Origin of the sequence: Geomonas diazotrophica, from assembly GCF_019063885.1 — a bacterium.
Classification (GTDB): domain Bacteria; phylum Desulfobacterota; class Desulfuromonadia; order Geobacterales; family Geobacteraceae; genus Geomonas; species Geomonas diazotrophica.
Window position 1 is genome coordinate 2,447,623 of sequence record NZ_CP077684.1, and the last position, 17,965, is coordinate 2,465,587.

At 62.0% G+C, this 17,965-nt stretch carries 17 protein-coding genes; 8 read left to right on the forward strand and 9 right to left on the reverse strand.

The window, feature by feature from the left end:
- Positions 1–158 precede the first annotated feature (158 nt).
- The 5 genes from KP003_RS10625 to pyrR form a co-directional block, all read right to left on the reverse strand.
- Complete coding sequence (locus tag KP003_RS10625) at positions 159–1,076, reverse strand: radical SAM protein (RefSeq protein ID WP_217299580.1); 918 nt, start codon at positions 1,074–1,076, stop codon at positions 159–161.
- A gap of 67 nt (positions 1,077–1,143) precedes the next feature.
- Positions 1,144–2,268 carry a glutamine-hydrolyzing carbamoyl-phosphate synthase small subunit gene (carA, locus tag KP003_RS10630; RefSeq protein ID WP_216499048.1) on the reverse strand — a complete coding sequence of 375 codons (1,125 nt, stop codon included), beginning with the start codon at positions 2,266–2,268 and terminating at the stop codon, positions 1,144–1,146.
- A gap of 206 nt (positions 2,269–2,474) precedes the next feature.
- Entirely contained in the window at positions 2,475–3,749 is a 1,275-nt protein-coding gene (locus KP003_RS10635) for a dihydroorotase (RefSeq protein WP_216791876.1), read from the reverse strand.
- A gap of 163 nt (positions 3,750–3,912) precedes the next feature.
- Positions 3,913–4,845 (reverse strand): aspartate carbamoyltransferase catalytic subunit, encoded by a 933-nt coding sequence (locus KP003_RS10640; RefSeq protein ID WP_216499050.1) that lies wholly within the window; start codon positions 4,843–4,845, stop codon positions 3,913–3,915.
- Between the two features lie 219 nt (positions 4,846–5,064).
- Entirely contained in the window at positions 5,065–5,598 is a 534-nt protein-coding gene (gene pyrR / locus KP003_RS10645) for a bifunctional pyr operon transcriptional regulator/uracil phosphoribosyltransferase PyrR (RefSeq protein WP_216499051.1), read from the reverse strand.
- Positions 5,599–6,085: 487 nt separating this feature from the next.
- On the opposite strand from pyrR, the gene yhbY reads away from it, so the two are divergent.
- Positions 6,086–6,382: a ribosome assembly RNA-binding protein YhbY gene (yhbY, locus tag KP003_RS10650; RefSeq protein WP_216499052.1), complete on the forward strand. Its 297-nt coding sequence runs from the start codon at positions 6,086–6,088 to the stop codon at positions 6,380–6,382.
- 252 nt (positions 6,383–6,634) lie between these two features.
- Here the strand turns inward: yhbY and KP003_RS10655 are convergent, their stop codons facing one another.
- Together KP003_RS10655 and KP003_RS10660 are read right to left on the reverse strand one after the other, a co-directional pair.
- Positions 6,635–7,042, reverse strand: coding sequence for a bacteriohemerythrin (locus KP003_RS10655; RefSeq protein WP_216499053.1), 408 nt, complete (start codon positions 7,040–7,042; stop codon positions 6,635–6,637).
- 118 nt (positions 7,043–7,160) lie between these two features.
- Positions 7,161–8,309 carry a deoxyguanosinetriphosphate triphosphohydrolase gene (locus KP003_RS10660; protein WP_216499054.1) on the reverse strand — a complete coding sequence of 383 codons (1,149 nt, stop codon included), beginning with the start codon at positions 8,307–8,309 and terminating at the stop codon, positions 7,161–7,163.
- Positions 8,310–8,532: 223 nt separating this feature from the next.
- Here KP003_RS10660 and rsmD point away from each other — a divergent pair, with 223 nt between their 5' ends.
- From rsmD to KP003_RS10690, 6 genes are all read left to right on the forward strand, one after another.
- Positions 8,533–9,114 carry a 16S rRNA (guanine(966)-N(2))-methyltransferase RsmD gene (rsmD, locus tag KP003_RS10665; protein ID WP_216499055.1) on the forward strand — a complete coding sequence of 194 codons (582 nt, stop codon included), beginning with the start codon at positions 8,533–8,535 and terminating at the stop codon, positions 9,112–9,114.
- On the forward strand, positions 9,105–9,596 hold the full coding sequence (coaD, locus tag KP003_RS10670; RefSeq protein WP_216499056.1) for a pantetheine-phosphate adenylyltransferase: 492 nt from the start codon (positions 9,105–9,107) through the stop codon (positions 9,594–9,596). The genes rsmD and coaD overlap by 10 nt, the downstream gene beginning before the upstream one ends.
- A gap of 98 nt (positions 9,597–9,694) precedes the next feature.
- The gene (locus tag KP003_RS10675; protein WP_216499057.1) at positions 9,695–9,886 is read left to right on the forward strand and encodes a DUF1858 domain-containing protein; all 192 of its coding nucleotides are present in this window, start codon (positions 9,695–9,697) and stop codon (positions 9,884–9,886) included.
- A gap of 491 nt (positions 9,887–10,377) precedes the next feature.
- On the forward strand, positions 10,378–10,941 hold the full coding sequence (locus KP003_RS10680) for a helix-turn-helix domain-containing protein (protein ID WP_216499058.1): 564 nt from the start codon (positions 10,378–10,380) through the stop codon (positions 10,939–10,941).
- 63 nt (positions 10,942–11,004) lie between these two features.
- Complete coding sequence (locus KP003_RS10685; protein ID WP_216499059.1) at positions 11,005–13,254, forward strand: NADP-dependent malic enzyme; 2,250 nt, start codon at positions 11,005–11,007, stop codon at positions 13,252–13,254.
- A 110-nt stretch (positions 13,255–13,364) separates the two neighbouring features.
- Positions 13,365–13,907 carry a beta-class carbonic anhydrase gene (locus KP003_RS10690; RefSeq protein WP_216499060.1) on the forward strand — a complete coding sequence of 181 codons (543 nt, stop codon included), beginning with the start codon at positions 13,365–13,367 and terminating at the stop codon, positions 13,905–13,907.
- A gap of 153 nt (positions 13,908–14,060) precedes the next feature.
- Here the strand turns inward: KP003_RS10690 and rocF are convergent, their stop codons facing one another.
- Both rocF and KP003_RS10700 read right to left on the reverse strand, forming a co-directional pair.
- Positions 14,061–14,951 carry an arginase gene (gene rocF, locus KP003_RS10695; RefSeq protein ID WP_216499061.1) on the reverse strand — a complete coding sequence of 297 codons (891 nt, stop codon included), beginning with the start codon at positions 14,949–14,951 and terminating at the stop codon, positions 14,061–14,063.
- 14 nt (positions 14,952–14,965) lie between these two features.
- A complete protein-coding gene (locus tag KP003_RS10700; protein ID WP_216499062.1) occupies positions 14,966–16,075 on the reverse strand; it encodes a putative NPN-dependent ornithine cyclodeaminase in 1,110 nt (369 codons plus the stop codon).
- A 215-nt stretch (positions 16,076–16,290) separates the two neighbouring features.
- Here KP003_RS10700 and KP003_RS10705 point away from each other — a divergent pair, with 215 nt between their 5' ends.
- Positions 16,291–17,934, forward strand: coding sequence for a methyl-accepting chemotaxis protein (locus tag KP003_RS10705; protein WP_216499063.1), 1,644 nt, complete (start codon positions 16,291–16,293; stop codon positions 17,932–17,934).
- Positions 17,935–17,965: the final 31 nt, after the last annotated feature.

Below are 17,965 nucleotides of genomic sequence, written 5' to 3' on the forward strand. Positions count from 1 at the left end.
CCCTACAGGATGCCGGGGTCCCTTGGCGGAGAACCATGATGCGTCTGCAGGTCAGGTCGTTGTAAGGGCGAATGAATATTCGCCCCTACAGGGTGCCGAGGTCCCCTTGCGGAGAATCATGATGCGTCTGCAGGTCAGGTCGTTGTAGGGGCGAATAATCATTCGCCCAAAGGCTCTTCCTGCACCCACCCGTTTTCCAGCTCCAACTCTTCCAGCGCCTCTACCGCCTCGGCGTACTCGGCGCTGGTGATCCTTCTCTCTATCCCCGGCGTCTGCGCCGCGGCGTGGGCCGGGAAATACTGGCTCATCAGGGCGATGTGCGTCTCGGTGCCGAGGTTCTCCGCGATCCAGGCCAGGGTCTCCGGGCTCCCCGCCTGCCCCAGCGGCAGGACCAGGTGCCGCACGATCAGGCCGCGCACCGCGATGCCGTTATCATCGCATTCCAGGTGACCCACCTGCCTCAGCATCTCGGGAAGGGCGAGACGGTTCACCTCGGTGTAACCCTTGGCCCCGGAGAGCTTTAGCGCCACTTCGTTGCAGCAGTACTTCATGTCGGGCAGGTAGATATCCACCACGCCGTCCAGCAGGGCCAGGGTCTCGAGGCTTTCGTACCCGCTCGTGTTCCACACGATGGGGATGCGGAACCCCTTGCGGATGGCGAGGTAAAGAGCGGCCAGGATCTGCGGCGTAAAGTGGGTCGGCGTGACGAAGTTTATGTTGTGCACGCCCTTCTTCTGCAGCCCCACCATTTTCTCGGCCAACTGCCCCACGGTGAGGTCGGTGCCGTTTCTGAGCTGGCTGATCGGGAAGTTCTGGCAGAACTTGCAGTTCAACGTGCAGCCCGACAGGAAGATGGTGCCGGACCCCTTCGTGCCCGAGATGGGCGGCTCCTCCCCGCGGTGCACGTTGGCGGAGGCGATGCGCACCTCTTTGCCGCTTTCGCAAAGCCCCGTCTCCCCCTTCAGGCGGTTCACACCGCAGGCATGGGGGCAGAGGTCGCAGGCGGCCAGGCGGCCGTAGGCTGCCTTGATGCGCCGCGCCAGCTCGCCGTTTTCGTAAAGTTCCTGATATCTCATCGTGAATCAGATTGAGTCAAAGGTTGAGGTAAAGAAAGAAGTTCTCAACCTTAACCTCAGCCTCGACCTAGTTTTTATGCTTTTCCATCATCTCCACGAACCTGTCGAACAGGTAGTGCGAGTCGTGCGGCCCGGGGGACGCCTCGGGGTGGTGCTGCACCGAGAAGATGGGGAGCGTCTTGTGCGCCATCCCCTCGACGGTCTGGTCGTTCAGGTTCTCATGGGCGAGACCGGCCACGTTGGAGAGCGACAGGATGTCGACCGAGAAGCCGTGGTTCTGGGCGGTGATCTCGACCTTCCTGGTGGCCATGTCCATGACCGGGAGGTTGGAGCCGTGGTTGCCGAACTTCAGCTTGATGGTACGGCCGCCCAGGGCGAGGCCGAGGAGCTGGTGGCCGAGGCAGATGCCGAAGATCGGTTTCTTGCCCACGAACTTCTTGATGTTCTCGATGACTTCCTTCATCGGCTCCGGGTCGCCCGGGCCGTTGGAGAGGAAGATGCCGTCCGGGTTCATGGCCAGCGCCGACTCGGCCGGGAATGTTGCCGGGACCACGGTCACGTCGCAGCCTGCGGAGACCAGGCAGCGCAGGATGTTCAGCTTGATGCCGAAATCGTAGGCGACCACCTTGTACTTGAGGTCCCTCTTGTCGACTTCGGGGTAGCCGGTCTGCAGGTCCCACAGCCCCTGGGTCCAGTGGTAGGGGGCGCTGCAGGTGACGCCGGTGGCGAGATCCAGGCCGCTCATGGAGGGGATGGCGCGGGCCTTTTTCACCAGGCTCTCGGGATCGAAGTCGATGGTGGAGATGATGCCGTTCTGGGCCCCCTTGTCGCGAAGGTGCCGGGTCAGGGCGCGGGTGTCGATCCCCTGGATGCCGACCACGCCGTTCTCCTTCAGGTAGGCGTCCAGGCTCATGGTGGCGCGGTAGTTGGAGTAGCAGTCCAGGTACTCGCGCACGATGAAGCCGGAGAGGTAGAGCTGGTTGCTCTCGATATCCTCCGGGTTGATCCCGGTGTTCCCGATCTGGGTGTAGGTCATGGTGACCATCTGCCCCTTGTACGAGGGGTCGGTGAGCACTTCCTGGTAGCCCGACATGGCGGTGTTGAACACCACCTCGCCGCTGGTTTCGCCCGTTGCGCCGAAGGCCTTCCCTTTAAAAATCCGGCCGTCCGCCAGAGCCAGCACTGCTTTCATGTATCTTCTCCCGAATCCGTTATATTTCTGCCGCGCGGTGAGCACGATATTACGATCTATACGATGTCGTCCATCCGCAACTGTAGGGGCGAATAATCATTCGCCCCCCTATTCTTGCGTCTCTGACCGACTGGCCATGGGCGGTGGTGAGGCACCAGTGGCTGGGCGAATGGTTATTCGCCCCAACAGCGTCTCGCGCCGCTACCCTATGCCTGGTACACCACCTGTCCCTTGACCACGGTGTAGGCCGCCTTCCCCTTCATCTTCCACCCCAGGAACGGCGAGTTCTTCGACTTCGATTCCAGCTTGTCCGCCTCGACCTGCCACTCCTTGCCCGGATCGATGACGGTGAGGTCGCCGACCGCGCCGACCCTCAGGGTGCCGCGATCGATCCCGAGGATCTTCGCGGGGTTGCAGGACATCACCGAAACCAGCCCTTTAAGATCCAGCACCCCTTCCTCGACCAGCTTCAGCGAGAGCGGGAGGGAGGTTTCCAGGCCGACGATGCCGTTAAGCGCCACGTTGAACTCGACGTCCTTCTCGTCCGGGTGGTGCGGCGCGTGGTCGGTGGCGATGGCGTCGATGGTGCCGTCGGCGAGCGCCGCCTTCATGGCCGCCACGTCGGACTCACCCCTCAAGGGCGGGTTCATCTTGGCGTTGGTGTTGTAGCCGCGCACCGCGTCGTCGGTAAGGGTGAAGTAGTGCGGTGCGGTCTCGCAGGTCACCTTGACGCCGCGGGCTTTCGCGTTGCGGATGATGCGCGCGGAACCGGCGGTGGAGATGTGGGCGATGTGCACCGGCGCGGCGGCGAACTCGGCGAGGTAGACCTCGCGGGCCACCGCGATATCTTCGGCTGCCCAGGGGATTCCCTTGAGCCCGAGCTCCGTGGAGACGAACCCTTCGTTCATCACCCCCTCGCCCACCAGGGCAAGGTCCTCGGAGTGGGAGATCACCGTGATGCCGACCCCCTTGGCGTACTCGAGGGCGCGGCGCATCAGCTCGGAGTTGCACACGGGCTTGCCGTCGTCGGAGACCGCGACGCAGCCGGCCTCTTTGAGATCGCCCATCTCGGCCAGGCTGTCACCCTTGCTCCCCTTGGTGATGGAGCCGACCGGGAAGACGTTGACCAGTGCCTCGCTCTTGGCCTTGTTCACCACGTAGCAGGCGACCGCCTTGTTGTCGATCACCGGCGAGGTGTTGGGCATGCAGGCGACCGAGGTGAAGCCGCCTGCCGCAGCGGCGCGGCTGCCGGTGGCGATGTCCTCTTTGTACTCGAGGCCAGGATCACGCAGGTGCACGTGCATATCGATCAGGCCCGGGGTGACCAGGAGCCCGGAGGCGTCGATGGTCGGGGTCCCTTCCGGTGCGGTCAGCCCCTGCCCCAGTTCCAGGATCACACCGTCGGCAATCAGCACATCCATGGTTTCGTCGATCCCCTGCGAAGGATCGATCACGCGCCCACCTTTTATCAGAAGATTCATGCAAACCTCCAAAAACAAGTTCTATGTTCCAGGTTCTACGTTCTACGTTAAAGGCCAGGGCCTAGAGCGCAGGGTAGCACGAAGAACAGCCTCTCGATATGTCGTAATAGGTTCCTCGCCCATGTCCAACGTAGAACGTAGAACATAGAACGTAGAACGGCCTCTATTCCACCGGCTCTCCGCCGCAGACGTGGTACAGCATTGCCATCCTGACCGCGACGCCATTCTCCACCTGCTTCAGAATCGCGGACTGGTCGCAGTCGGCAACCGAGGAGGCGAGCTCCACGCCGCGGTTGATCGGGCCGGGGTGCATGACGATGGCGTCTTTCTTCGCCAGGGCGAGCACGGCGGGGTTGAGGCCGAAGTAACGGGAGTATTCGCGCATGCTGGGGAGCAGGGTCTTGCCCTGGCGCTCCAGCTGAATCCTGAGCATCATGACCACGTCGGCCTGGTCCACCGCCTCGCGCATGTCCTTGCAGACGGTCACGTTGCCCAGACGCTCGATGCCGGGGGGCATCATGGTCGGGGGACCGGCCAGGAAGACCTGCGCGCCCATGGTGGTGAGGCCGTAGATGTTGGAGCGGGCCACGCGGCTATGGGTAATGTCGCCGACGATGGCGACCTTGAGGCCTGCCAGCTTGCCGAACTTCTGGCGCATGGTGAGCATGTCCAGCAGCCCCTGGGAGGGATGCTCGTGGGCGCCGTCGCCTGCGTTGATCACGGAGCAGGAAACCCTCTTGGCGAGGTACTCGTGGGCGCCGGAAACCGAATGGCGCATCACGATGATGTCCGGCTTCATGGCGAGGATGTTGGCGGCGGTATCGGAGAGGGTCTCACCTTTGACCACGGAGCTGGTCGACGCGGTGATGTTGACGGCGTCGGCGGATAAACGTTTCGCGGCGATCTCGAAGGAGGTACGGGTCCTGGTGGATGCCTCGTAGAAAAGGTTGATCACCGTCTTGCCGCGCAGAGTCGGCACCTTCTTGATGTCCCGCTGGTTGATCTCGCTTAGGTTGTCCGCCGTGTCGAGGAGCAGTTCGATCTCCTGCTTGGTCAGATCCTTCAGGGCGATGATGTCTTTGTGCCTGAAACCCATGGTCCCCCCCCAGAAACTAGTTTTGCGCCTCGCACCGTTACGTGGCGCGTTGAAAACGATCAGACTAGATTGCAAGTGCTTCAAAAATCTACCCTCACCCGGCCTTCGGCCCCCCTCTCCCGGAGGGCGAGGGCTTCACATCCACCTTCTCCCGCCGGGAGAAGGTGCCCCGCAGGGGCGGATGTGGGCGGAGGTGTGAGGGCGAATGATTATTCGCCCCTACTTCTGCAGGATGACCTCGGTCGGCTTGTTGTCCGCGTCAAAGGCGACCATGATGTTCTCGCTGCGGCTGGTAGGCACGTTGCGCCCAACGAAGTCGGCACGGATGGGAAGGTCGCGGTGCCCGCGGTCCACCAGCACGGCAAGCTGGATGCAGGAGGGACGTCCCTGGTCGAAGATGGCGTCCATGGCGGCCCTGATGGTGCGGCCGGTGAAGAGGACGTCATCCACCAGCACCACCTTCTTTCCTTCCACGGAGAAGGGAAGCTCGGTCTTGCCGACCGGAAGGTGCTCGTGGTGCCCCTTGATGTCGTCGCGGTACATGGTGATGTCCACCGCCCCGACCGGGACCTCCACCCCTTCGATCTCGCTCAGCCGGGCGCCGAGTTCCTGGGCCAGGTGCACCCCGCCGGTCCTGATGCCGACCAGCACGAGTCCTTCGACCCCTTTGTTCTTCTCCAGCACCTCGTGGGCTATCCTGGTGAGGGCCCTTTTAACGCCGGTGCCGTCCAGTATCACAGTGTTTTCAGCCATAATAACCCCCTGTCATCGGCGTAAGCGCCTGTCGTTTAACGTTTTCGCGCCCGGAGCGCGTAATTAAAAAGAGCCTTTCCGCACAGATGGGCGAAAAGGCTCTTCCTTTTAGATAGTAAAAGAGTGCTTTATGCTTCACCTTTGCTAACCTCACGGGGCTAATTTAAAAGGCATCGATAAATTTGAGACAAAGTAGCATCGAGACTTACCAGAGTCAAGGAAAAGGAGATGAGGCAGACAAAGATTTAGATTAAGATTGAGCAATGATACCGGGCCGCGTTCACACCGCTTCTCACTTCGGCGGCGACACCCCAAGAGACGCTCCGGCGCCCCTGCGAACCCCACACCTTTGTCTTTATCTTTGTCTTTATCTTTATCTGCCTTTAGTGCTATAAAGCTCGCACCGTTTTTCGGAAAAAATACAGACTTTTTGCAGATGGCACAAGGCGGCAGCCCGAAAGCCTGCATGAGTACAAAGGAAGAAGTGATGTTGACAGGAAAGCAGAAAAGGTTTCTCCGCGCGCTCGGGCACAGCCTTAAGCCGGTGATCCAGGTAGGCAAGAGCGACGTCAGCGAGGCGCTGGTGAAGGAGACCATCGAGGCGCTGGCCAGCCACGAACTGATCAAGGTGAAGGTGCTGGAGAGCTGCCTCATGGACCGCCACAGCGTGGCGGAAGAACTCTGCACCGCCTGCGAGGCGGAACTGGCGCAGGTGCTGGGACGCACCCTGCTGCTCTACAAGCAGGCCAAGGAGCCGAAGCTGGAGCTTCCCAAGGGGAAATAACCGGATCAGCCGCCATCATGTAAAAAGCCTCCCCGACACTCAGGGAGGCTTTTTACGTTTCCGGCCGGTTACGATCGCCCGTTACACACGCCGCATCCCCTCTCCCCCTGGGAGAGGGTCAGGGTGAGGGAGTTGCCCAGGGCACCAACCATTGCAGCCGGCAGAGCCCTCACCCGCCCTCCGGGCACCCTCTCCCGGAGGGAGAGGGACTGGCGGGGATCATCTATCGGTAGCTTTATTTTGCAGGAGGGCCTAGCGCAGGCCGGATGCGTTGAACAGGGCCGAGTATTTCATGTCCGTCCCCATTATGTGGTCCTGCAGCCAGCGCTTCAGGAATTCCAGGATCTCGGCGGTGAAGATGAGTCCTTGGTTGTCGGCCCGGTTCTTCAGGTCAAGGGCCTTGGCGGCAAACTCCTCGTGCTCTCTTTTGTGCGCCACGAATTCGGGGTACTGGAACTTCTGCATGTACGCCTCTTCGGTCTGGAAGTGGCTGGCCACGTACGTCACCATCGAGGCGATGATTTCCTTCTGCGCCTCCTTCCCTACCCGTGCCATGTGCGCGTCGTACAGCGCATTCAGCATGTCCACAAGGTTCTTATGCTGGTCGTCGATCTCCTTGACCTTAACGCTCAGTGCATCACTCCATTCAAGATAAGCCATCCCGATCACCTCAACAGTATTGTTTTCCCTGAGCGGCTATTTATCACACCTTTCGGCCCAGGATCAAGCCGGAGAGTTCGTCGACATCGTCTACGGAACCGCTACAACGACCTTGCTGCTAGACCCGCTCGTACGGTTCGAAGAGGCGCTTGAACTCGTCCAGGGCGAAGCGGTCGGTCATGCCGGCGATGTAGTCGCAGATCACCCGCTCGCGCCCTTCGCGTTCCATCTTCACCTGGTGCTTCATGGGAAGCAGCGTCGGATGCTTCAGGTAGACCTCGAAGAGCTCGGCCAGGTAGCGCTCGGCCTTGACCCGCATCCTCTCGACCTTGTAGTGACGGTACAGGTTCTGGAACAGGAAACGTTTGAGCTGCGCGTTGCGCTCTGTCATGGCGGGGCTGAAGGAGACCACCGGGACGTTCACCCTTCTCAGGTCCTCCTGGGTCTCGATCTTCAGCTTGCCAAGGTTCTCCGCGGTGGTCTGCACCAGGTCGTTGATCAATACGCCGATCAGCGCGCTCACGGTCTGGCACACACCGCGCTCGACGTCGATGTCGGGGTACCTCGCCACGATCCCCTCGTGCACCTCGTTCCAGAGCTCGACCTTCTTCAACTGGCCAAGGTTCACGTACCCGGACTTCAGGCCGTCGTCGATGTCGTGGTTGTTGTAGGCGATCTCGTCGGCGAAGTTGATGAGCTGGGCCTCGACGGTGGGGACGGTTCCCGGAAGGAACTCGGCGAAGATGGGGGCGGGGGAATCGTAGGGGGAGGAATGCTTGGCGATCCCTTCGCGCACCTCCCAGGAGAGGTTGAGCCCGTTGAAGCCGGGGTAGCGCTCCTCCAGCTCGTCCACCACCCTGAGCGACTGCAGGTTGTGCTCGAAGCCGCCGCACCCCTCCATCAGACGGTTCAGCACCTCCTCGCCGGTATGCCCGAAGGGGGTGTGCCCGAGATCGTGGGCAAGAGCCAGTGCCTCGGTCAGCTCTTCGTTCAGACCGAGCCTCCTCGCGATCCCCTTCCCTATCTGGGCGACTTCCAGGGAGTGGGTGAGACGGGTGCGGTAGTAATCCCCTTCGTGGTTGACGAAGACCTGGGTCTTGTATTCCAGGCGCCTGAACGCGGCGCAGTGAATGATGCGGTCGCGATCCCTTTCGAAGGCGGGACGATTGTCCCTGAACTCCTCGTGGTGCTTGCGTCCGCGGGATGTGGAACTGGTGGCCGCGTAGCCCGCCAGATCGCCTCGCTCCAAGGCATTACCCTCTTTCATCCGCCCCCCTGCTCAGTCAGTTAAAAGTAGGTAATTTATATACTGGTCGCCGACGCTGTCAACAGCAAACTTGATTGACCTTATCCATGCATCGTGCTAATAGAGCTGCTTGCGGCGCAATGTCATACATCATTTGCCGCCCGACAAGCTGCCACGCGATACAGACCCGTTGCAGCCATGGAGTTGTTCTCTTTATGACGTACCTAAACCGGAGATGGTCCTCATGCGGGTGATCGCGGGAAGCGCCCGCGGCCGCCAGCTGCTGGCCCCGAAAAACCAGCGGGTGCGCCCGACCGCGGACCGTGTCAAAGAGGCGCTCTTCAGCATCCTCACCAGCCGCCTGGGAGATTTCTCCGGCATGCGGGTCCTCGACATCTTCGCCGGCACCGGCAACCTCGGCATCGAGGCGCTCAGCCGCGGCGCGGAAAGCGCGCTCTTCATCGATTCGCACCGCGACTCGGCGGAGCTGGTCCGCAAGAACCTGGAAGGGACCAGGCTCGCGGAGCGGGGCAAGGTCGTGGTGCAGGATGCCGCAGCTGCCATCCGGTGGCTCTCCCGCGGCGAGCCCCCGTTTCACCTGGTGTTCCTCGACCCTCCCTACGCCGAGGGGCACACGCAAAGGTTGCTCGAATTGCTCTCGACCTCGCCGCTCATTGACGCGGGCAGCACCGTGGTCGCCGAGTTCTCCGCCAAAGAGGATGTACCAACGCGTTTCGGCAGGCTGGTTGAAAGCGAGCGCCGCGTCTACGGCGACACCGCCCTCTCCTTCCTGACCATTTCAGACAGAGGTGAACCGTGCCCCTGAGAGTGGCTGTCTATCCCGGCTCCTTCGATCCCGTAACCTACGGCCATCTGGACATCATCGACCGTGCCCTCAAGATCTTCGACGGCGTCATCGTGGCAGTGGCCAGAAACTCCGAGAAGAACGCCCTGTTCACCGTCCAGGAGCGGATCGACATGCTCTCCGAGATCCTCAGGGACCGACCGCAGGCGCGGGTCGAGACCTTCGACGGGCTCCTGGTCGACTACGTGCGACGCGCCGAGGCCACCGTGGTCATCCGCGGCTTGCGCGCGGTTTCCGACTTCGAGTTCGAGTTCCAGCTGGCCCAGATGAACCGCAACATCACTCGTGAGGTGGAGACGCTGTTCATGATGACCTCGGTCCCCTACAGCTACCTCTCCTCCTCCATCGTGAAGGAGGTGAGCCACCTGAACGGTCCGGTGGACAAGCTGGTGCCGCCGCTGGTGAAGAGCGCCCTGGACGAGAAGTTCAGGCCGGGACGCTGACATGGGCGGTTGCGTGGCACATCACGTTTGATAGCATGAGAGGCGTTTGCGCATAGCAGCGCCTTTTTTTATTCCGCAGGACTGTCACAGGAGGCCGTATGATCAGCAAGGACATGACCATCAGCGAAATCCTCAGGCGTTACCCGCAAACCCTCCCCGTCTTCGAACGTTACGGCCTTGACTGCTACGACTGCCAGATCGCCGACTTCGAGCAACTAGAGCACGGCGCCAGCGTGCATAAAGTCGACCTCAAGGCCCTTCTCGACGAGCTGAACAAAAGCATCTGCTGAGGGTGCCCCCTCGCCGTTTACTGGTTGACGACGGCCTTACGCAACCCCTCTCCCTCCCCCGGGAGAGGGTGCCCGAAGGGGGGTATGAGGGCCTTGCGGCAGCTTACCGTTTTACCCTCGGCACACGTCCTCGCCCCGCCCTTCTCCCCTCCCGCCCCCCTTCCCCCGCCCGGCGCATCATCACCCGCACAGTCCGCTCCAAAGTGGCAGTTACGACCGCACGACCACGTCCGACAGCATCGAAAACCGTACTGTTACCGGCCGGCGGTTCGATATCAGTAAACGCGATTTTAAAACAGGGTAAATGGATTTACCCACTCCCCAAAGCGCCCTTGCCTGGAGGCCGCAGAACGTGCTACCTTCAGTCACCTCGGCACCTTACCGTCAGGATTAATTTTTTCTTGTATTCACTATTTAAATTGACTTTTTACCAAAACTGAATAATTTTAGCCGAAGTAAAACGGTGGATTATTCACCAGAGGAGCAGCGTCATGTCAGAGTACAACATCGGGTCAAGACTGAAGAAACTGCGTCAGGCCCGGAAACTTACCCTGCAGGCGGTGGCCAACGAGACCGGCTTCTCCCCGGCCCTGATCTCGCAGATCGAGAACGACAACGTTTCCCCCCCGATAGCAACCCTCTCCAAGATCGCCAAGTTCTTCGACATCAAGCTGGCACAGCTTTTCAGCGAGGACGAGGACGACCGCAAGTTCGAGGTCGTGCGTGCGCACGAGCGGCGCATCGTGCCCCGGGTCATCTCCAAGGAGGGGACCAAGCAGGGATACTTCTACGAGTCCCTTTCCTTCTACAAGCAGAACAAGAAGATGGACGCTTTCATGGTCACCCTGACCGAGAAGGCGCCTGAGGCCAACACCTACAGCCATGACGGCGAGGAGTTCATCTACGTCATGAAGGGAAACGCAGATTTCCTGCTGGACGACAAGAAAATCACCCTGCACGAAGGGGATTCCCTCTATTTCGAGTCGAGCATGGGACACCGTCTTCTGAGCCACGACGGCAAGGAGGTTAAGGTCCTGGTGGTCGTAACGAAGTAAATCCAAGAGCAGTGGATTCAATGGCGGGCAGCCGCTCATCCTATGGGTCAAAGGAGAACTTAAATGAGCAAGAAATTAGGGGCACTGGACTACCACTCCAGCGGTAGGAAAGGAAAGATCGAAGTCATCGCCACCAAACCGTGCCAGACCGCGGCAGACCTGTCGCTTGCCTACTCTCCCGGGGTCGCCGAGCCCTGCCTCGCCATCCAGCAGAACCCGGACGACGCCTACAAGTACACCGCCAAGGGGAACCTGGTCGCCGTCGTTTCCAACGGCACCGCGGTCCTTGGCCTTGGCAACCTGGGGGCGCTGGCCGGCAAGCCGGTCATGGAGGGGAAAGGGGTCCTCTTCAAGCGCTTCGCCGACATCGACGTCTTCGACATCGAGCTCAACACCGAGAACCCGGACGAAATCATCAAGGCCTGCCAGCTCCTGGAGCCGACCTTCGGCGGCATCAACCTCGAGGACATCAAGGCCCCCGAGTGCTTCTACATCGAGGAAGAGCTCAAAAAGACCATGAACATCCCGGTCTTCCACGACGACCAGCACGGCACCGCCATCATCTCCTCGGCCGCCCTTTTGAACGCGCTGCAGCTCGTCGGCAAGAAGATCGAGGACATCAGGATCGTGGTGAACGGCGCCGGTGCCTCGGCCAACTCCTGCGCTAAGCTCGCCATCGCCCTGGGTGTCAAGCCGAACAACATGATCATGTGCGACACCAAGGGGGTCATCTACAAGGGGAGAGTCGAGGGGATGAACCCCTACAAGGAGCTCTTCGCCGCCGACACCCCCTTCCGCACCCTGGAAGAGGCAGCCAAAGGCGCCGACGTCCTCTTCGGCCTCTCCGCGAAGGGGGCCTTCACGCCGGAGATGATCCGGAGCATGGCGCCCAACCCGATCATCTTCGCCATGGCCAACCCCGACCCGGAGATCACCCCGGAGGAGGCGCACGCGGTGCGCGGCGACGTGATCATCGCCACCGGCCGTTCCGACTATCCTAACCAGGTGAACAACGTGCTCGGCTTCCCCTTCATCTTCCGCGGCGCGCTGGACGTGCGGGCCACCGCAATCAACGAGGAGATGAAGCTTGCCGCGGTGCATGCGCTGGCGCGGCTCGCCCAGGAGGAGGTGCCCGACTCGGTCTCCAAGGCCTACGGCAACGAGAAGTTCTCCTTCGGGCCGAACTACATCATCCCCAAGCCGTTCGACCCGCGCGTCCTGTTGCACGTGGCGCCGGCCATCGCCCAGGCCGCCATGGATACCGGCGTGGCACGCCAGCCCATCGAGGACATGGCGAAGTACATCGAGCAGCTCGAATCGTCCCAGGGGCGTTCCAAAGAGGTCATGCGCATGATCATCAACAAGGCGAAGAGCGAGCCGAAGAAGGTCGTCTTCCCCGAGGGTGACAACGAGAAGATCCTGCGCGCGGCCCAGATCCTGGTCGAGGAGGGTATCGCCCAGCCGATCCTGGTGGGTGACCGCAAGAAGATCCAGCAGAAGATGGACGATCTGAACCTCGACCTGGAGGTCCCCATCGTCGACCCCACCGACTCCGAGCATACCGAGGAGTACGCCCAGGAGCTCTACCGCAGACGCCAGAGAAAAGGACTCACCCTCACCGAGTGCCAGCGCATCATGCGCAGGAAATCCCGCGTGCAGTTCTCCACCATGATGGTGGCGCAGGGACATGCCGACACCCTCCTCGGCGGGATCGACACCCACTACCCGGAGACCATCCGTCCCGCCTTGCAGGTGCTCGGCAAGCAGGCGGGGCTCTCCAGCGTGCACGGCCTCTACATGATGGTGTTCAAGAAGGAGGTCTACTTCCTGGCGGACACCACGGTGACCATCGACCCGACCGCGGAGGAGCTGGCCGAGACCGCCATCCTCGCCGCGGAGAAGGTCGCCATGCTCGGCATCGAGCCGAGGATCGCCATGCTCTCCTTCTCCAACTTCGGTTCGGTGGACCACCCGCACACCAGAAAGGTGAAGCGCGCCGTGGAACTGGTCAAGGAACGTGCGCCCAACCTGATCGTCGAGGGTGAGATGCAGGCCGACACCGCCGTGGTTCCCGAGCTTCTGGACGGCTTCACCTTCTCGAAGCTTAAGACCCCGGCCAACGTGCTGATCTTCCCGGACCTCAACTCCGGCAACATCTGCTACAAGCTCTTGCGCCGGCTGGGCGGCGCCGAGGCCATCGGCCCCATCCTCATGGGGATGAACAAGCCGGTGCACGTGCTGCAGCGCGGCGACGACGTGAACGACGTGGTCAACATGGCAGCCATCGCCGTGGTGGACGTGCAAAACGCCTAAACGAGTCGGCCTCCGCCGTATACCGGGCGGAGGCCGCTTTTCCTTGACTTGGGCGGAGTTTCGGCTTAAAAAGCCGTTTTGGCACTAACGACAAGGAAAGCAGGAAAACAATGACTCTTCTCGATAAAGTCCTGAATCACAACAAAAGGTTCGTGCGACCGGGGGCGTTTCCTCCCCTCCCCAAGGACCCAAAGAAGCAGCTTGCCATCTTCACCTGCATGGACACCAGGCTGGTCGACTTCCTCGAACCCGCCATGGGGATCAAACGGGGCGACGCCAAGGTGATCAAGAACGCGGGCAACACCCTGGTCGATCCCAACGGCGGCGTGATCCGCAGCCTCGTGGCCGCGGTCTTCCTGCTCGGCGTCGAAGAGATCTTCGTGATCGGCCACAAGGACTGCGGCATGGGGTCGGTCGACGTGGAGCAGCTCAAGGCGAAGATGGTGGAGCGCGGCATCGACCCGGCAGCCATAGAGGGCCTGGACCCGGACCTGGGTCAGTGGGTGGGCGCCTTCAGCTGTCCTGAGGAGAACGTGGAGAGGGTCACCGGGGTCATCCGCAACAGCCCCCTCATCCCCAAGGACGTCCCCGTGCACGGGCTGATCTTTTGCCCCAACGACGGTCACCTCGAAGTGGTGGTGCCCGGCTACTGAAGCGTCTCCAACGTTCATCGCCAAGGAACTAACGGTGGTGAAGCACCACAACCTCGGCGGCTGACCATCCCCCCCCGGTGGCACGCCCGCTTTAAAAAGAAAAGCCTGTCCGGCACCCGGACAGGCTTTTTTCGTTGTCGGGTGGCGGTCCCCCTACAGGATCGACGCCCCGAAGGCGGACGCGGTCAGCTCCACGGCGATCTTGGCGGTCCGGTTGCTGTGGTCCAGGATCGGGTTGATCTCCACGATATCCATCGACCGCAACAGACCGGTGTCGGCGATGATCTCCATCAACAGCTGCGCCTCTCGGTAGGTGATCCCCCCCGGCGCGGTGGTCCCCACCCCCGGCACCTCGAGCGGATCCAGCCCGTCCAGATCGAGGCTCACGTGCAGCCGGGTGCGATGGGCCAGCCGCCCCAGCGCCTCGTGCGCGATGGCCGCCATCCCCCGCTCGTCGATGTCGCGCATGGTGTAGGCCTTGATGCCGGAGCCGCGCAGGCGCAGTCTCTCCTGGGGATCCAGTTCGCGCAGGCCGATCAGGATGATGTCGGAGGCGTGCAGCTTCGCCCCGGGGCGCCCCACGTTGACCAGCTCCGGGAACCCCTCCCCCAATAGCGCCGCCAGCGCCATGCCGTGGATGTTGCCGGTGATGGTGCTCTGGGGGGTGTTGAAATCGCCGTGCGCGTCCACCCAGATCACCGCCGCCGGCTGTTCGTCGGTCACCCCGCCGATGGAGCCGACGGCCATGGAGTGGTCCCCCCCCATGAAGATAGGCATGAACCCCTGGGTGATGGCGCTGCGGCCGGCCAGGTAGACCGTCTCGCAGACCTGACGGATGGAGGGGAGGTAACGCAGCTCCCGTTCGGCTCCCAATACGTCCCGCACCGGCACCGGCAGGTTGCCGATGTCCTCCACGATGTACCCAAGTTCCGACAGCCGCGTCGAAAGCCCCGCGTAACGCAGGGCGCCGGGCCCCAGATCCACGCCGCGCTGTTCCTGCCCCAGGTCGACCGGTACTCCTATCATCCTTATGCAGTTTTCCATGACCGCGCCTTTTCCTAACCGAGCTTCTTCAGGTGGTTCCAGAGGTTGACGACGAAATCCTGCGCGTTGGTCAAAAGCCCCACCGCCTGTGCGGACCCGCGATTGGCAAGTTTGTCCACCGAGAACTCCGCCATGTCGACCACGTAGAAGTAGACCGGACGCACCTGTCCGTCAGCCTCGACCCGGTAACTCGGCACCATGTTGCCGAAGGCGATGGAGTGCAGCTGGGTCGCGATGGCCAGGACCGTGGTGGCTTTCCTGGCGTGCACCCGCATCGCGTCCTGGGCCTGGTAGGCGTCGGGGATCACCTCCGGCAGCGGGCCGTCGTCGCGGATCGATCCGGCGAGCACGAAGGGTATCTTCTTCCTGGTGCAGGCGTACATGATGCCGTCGTCGAGTCCGAGCTTCTCAATGGTCTGCGGGATCCCCCCGGCCTGACGCGCCTCGTTGATGATATCAAGGTGGTTGTAGTGTCCCAAGGGCATGATCGCCTGGGTGTAGATGTTCTGCCCCAGGCCGGTGCGGAAACGGGCCGCCTCCAGGTCGTGGGTCGCCAGGGCGTTGCCCGCCAGGAGTGCGTGGCAGTAGCCCGCCTCGATGAGCCCCTGCATGGCGTTTCGGCAGTCCATGTCGAAGGCCACCGCCGGTCCCAGCACCCAGACGATGTAGCCGTGGTCACGGTCGTGGCGCAGCACCTGGTACAGCTCGTCGTATGAGCGGGAAAAGGGGGTCTCCCTGGTGCCGCGGCTTCTGAAGGAGAACTTGTCGGCGAAGGGCTCGGCCAGGTTCAGGAAACCGCCGATGTGGAGATAGATCCCCTCCTCGCCGTTCTCGGTCCGCCCGACCACCACCTGGTCGCCCCGGCGCACCCGGCGCGGCTCCACCACGTCGATTTCCCTGCCGCGCAGCACCATGACGCAGTCCATCCGGCTGTCGGGCGCGATAAGCCACTCCCCTCCCCCCAGGTGCACGTATTCCGGGTGGTTCGAGGTGGCATGGTAGTTCTCGGGGAGCACACCGTCGGCGGGGGCGGGAGCGGTCTTCGCCGCGGGCGCAGCCGCCAGCTTGGGGCGGCGGAAGTCCGGAGGGTTGTATGAAGGGATCACGTCGCTGTGAAGAGACATGGGATGCTCCTTTTATAGAAGGATGACTGAGGCGTGGTCTTTGCCGGCGACTGGAAACTTTAGCATACGCGCATCAGCTTACAACGTCCTGCTCCAATCACCCTCGCCTTCTATACGAGTTTACCAATTCATGCTCAAGTTGGGAGGGTTTCTACCGATAAAGAGGATATCGCTGCCTCCAAAACCACTTTAGGCAGCCTTAAGGGGGAAATGTTATGGATTTCTGGATGAACCTCAAAGTGAAGACCAAGAGCCTGTGCCTTGTGGCGATCGCCGTTGTCACGCTGATTGCCATCGCCGGGGCAAGCCTTCACAAGATGCGCATCATGTCGGACGACCAGGAGGCGATGAACACATCCGTGATCCACGTCGGCATGCTGAACGACATGAAGAATGACCTCCTGGCCATCAGGCTGGACCTGGTCTACATGATGCTCCTCGAGGATCCGGCCCTCATCAAGGACAAGGCAGACGACCTGGAAAAACGGAAGAAGCAGATCGCTGAAACCCAGGCCAAGTTCCTGAAGTACGACCTGGATCAAAACGAAAAGCGCCTGATCGGCACATTCAAGCAGGGGTACGAGGAGTACCTGGTGCAAGGGGCCAAGCTGCAACAGATGACCCAGCAGAGCGTGGGCAACGCCGAAGCTCGCAAGGAAACGGTGGCCTTCGCGACCAGCTCGGTGGCGCCGCTCTACAAGAAGCCGGCAGACGCCATCAGCGACCTGGTGGCCGACAATTTAAAAAGCGCCGGGGAGCTCTACCAACAGGACCTCGCCGCCTACCACTCCTCCCAGGTCTTCATGATCGTACTCTCCGCGCTGGCCGCACTGTTCATGGGGGTCATGGGACTGCTCATCGCCAACTCCATCAGCAGGCCGCTCAAGATGGTCTTCGACACCCTGGCCGAGGTGGCGGCAGGCGACCTCACCGCACGCTCGAGCATCAGGACCCGCGACGAGATGGGGATGCTGGCAGCCGAAGTGAACGAGATGGCGGAGAAGCTGAACCAGACCCTGAGCCAGGTGGCGGCGAACAGCCAGCAGGTGGCCTCAGCGGCGAACGACCTGCACAGCACCTCTGAACAGATCGCCACCGGCGCAGAGGAGGTCGCTTCCCAGACCGGTACCGTGGCAACCGCCAGCGAAGAGATGGCGGCCACCTCCGCGGACATCGCCCAGAGCTGCCACAGGGCCGCCTCCGGCGGCGAGCAGGCGACCGGCCGCGCCCAGGCGGGCAGAGCGGTCGTCGAGCAGACCGTGCAGGTGATGAGCAGAATTGCGGACCAGGTGAAAACTTCGGCAGCCACCGTGGCGGGCCTCGGCGAGCGCAGCGACCAGATCGGCGCCATCATCGGGACCATCGAGGACATCGCCGACCAGACCAACCTACTGGCGCTGAACGCCGCCATCGAGGCGGCGCGGGCCGGCGAGCAGGGACGCGGCTTCGCCGTGGTGGCCGACGAGGTGCGGGCACTCGCAGAGCGCACCACACGCGCCACGCGCGAGATCGGCGAGATGATCAAGTCTATCCAGAGCGAAACCCGCGATGCCGTGGGAGCCATGGAGGAAGGTGTGCGCGAGGTGGAGAACGGCACCAGGGAGGCTGCCAAATCGGGCGAATCGCTGCAGGAGATCTTAAGGCAGATCAGCGAGGTGACCGAGCAGGTGAACCAGATCGCCACGGCGGCCGAGGAGCAGACCGCGACCACCGGCGAGATCACCAACAACATCATGCAGATAACCGAGGTGGTGCAGGACACCTCCCGGGGGGCGCACACCTGCGCCAACGCCGCCAGCAACCTCGCGGCCCTCTCCCAGGACCTGCAGCGCCTGGTCGGCCAGTTCAAGCTCGCCTGATCGAACCGCGGGAGAGGGAATCCCCCCCTCT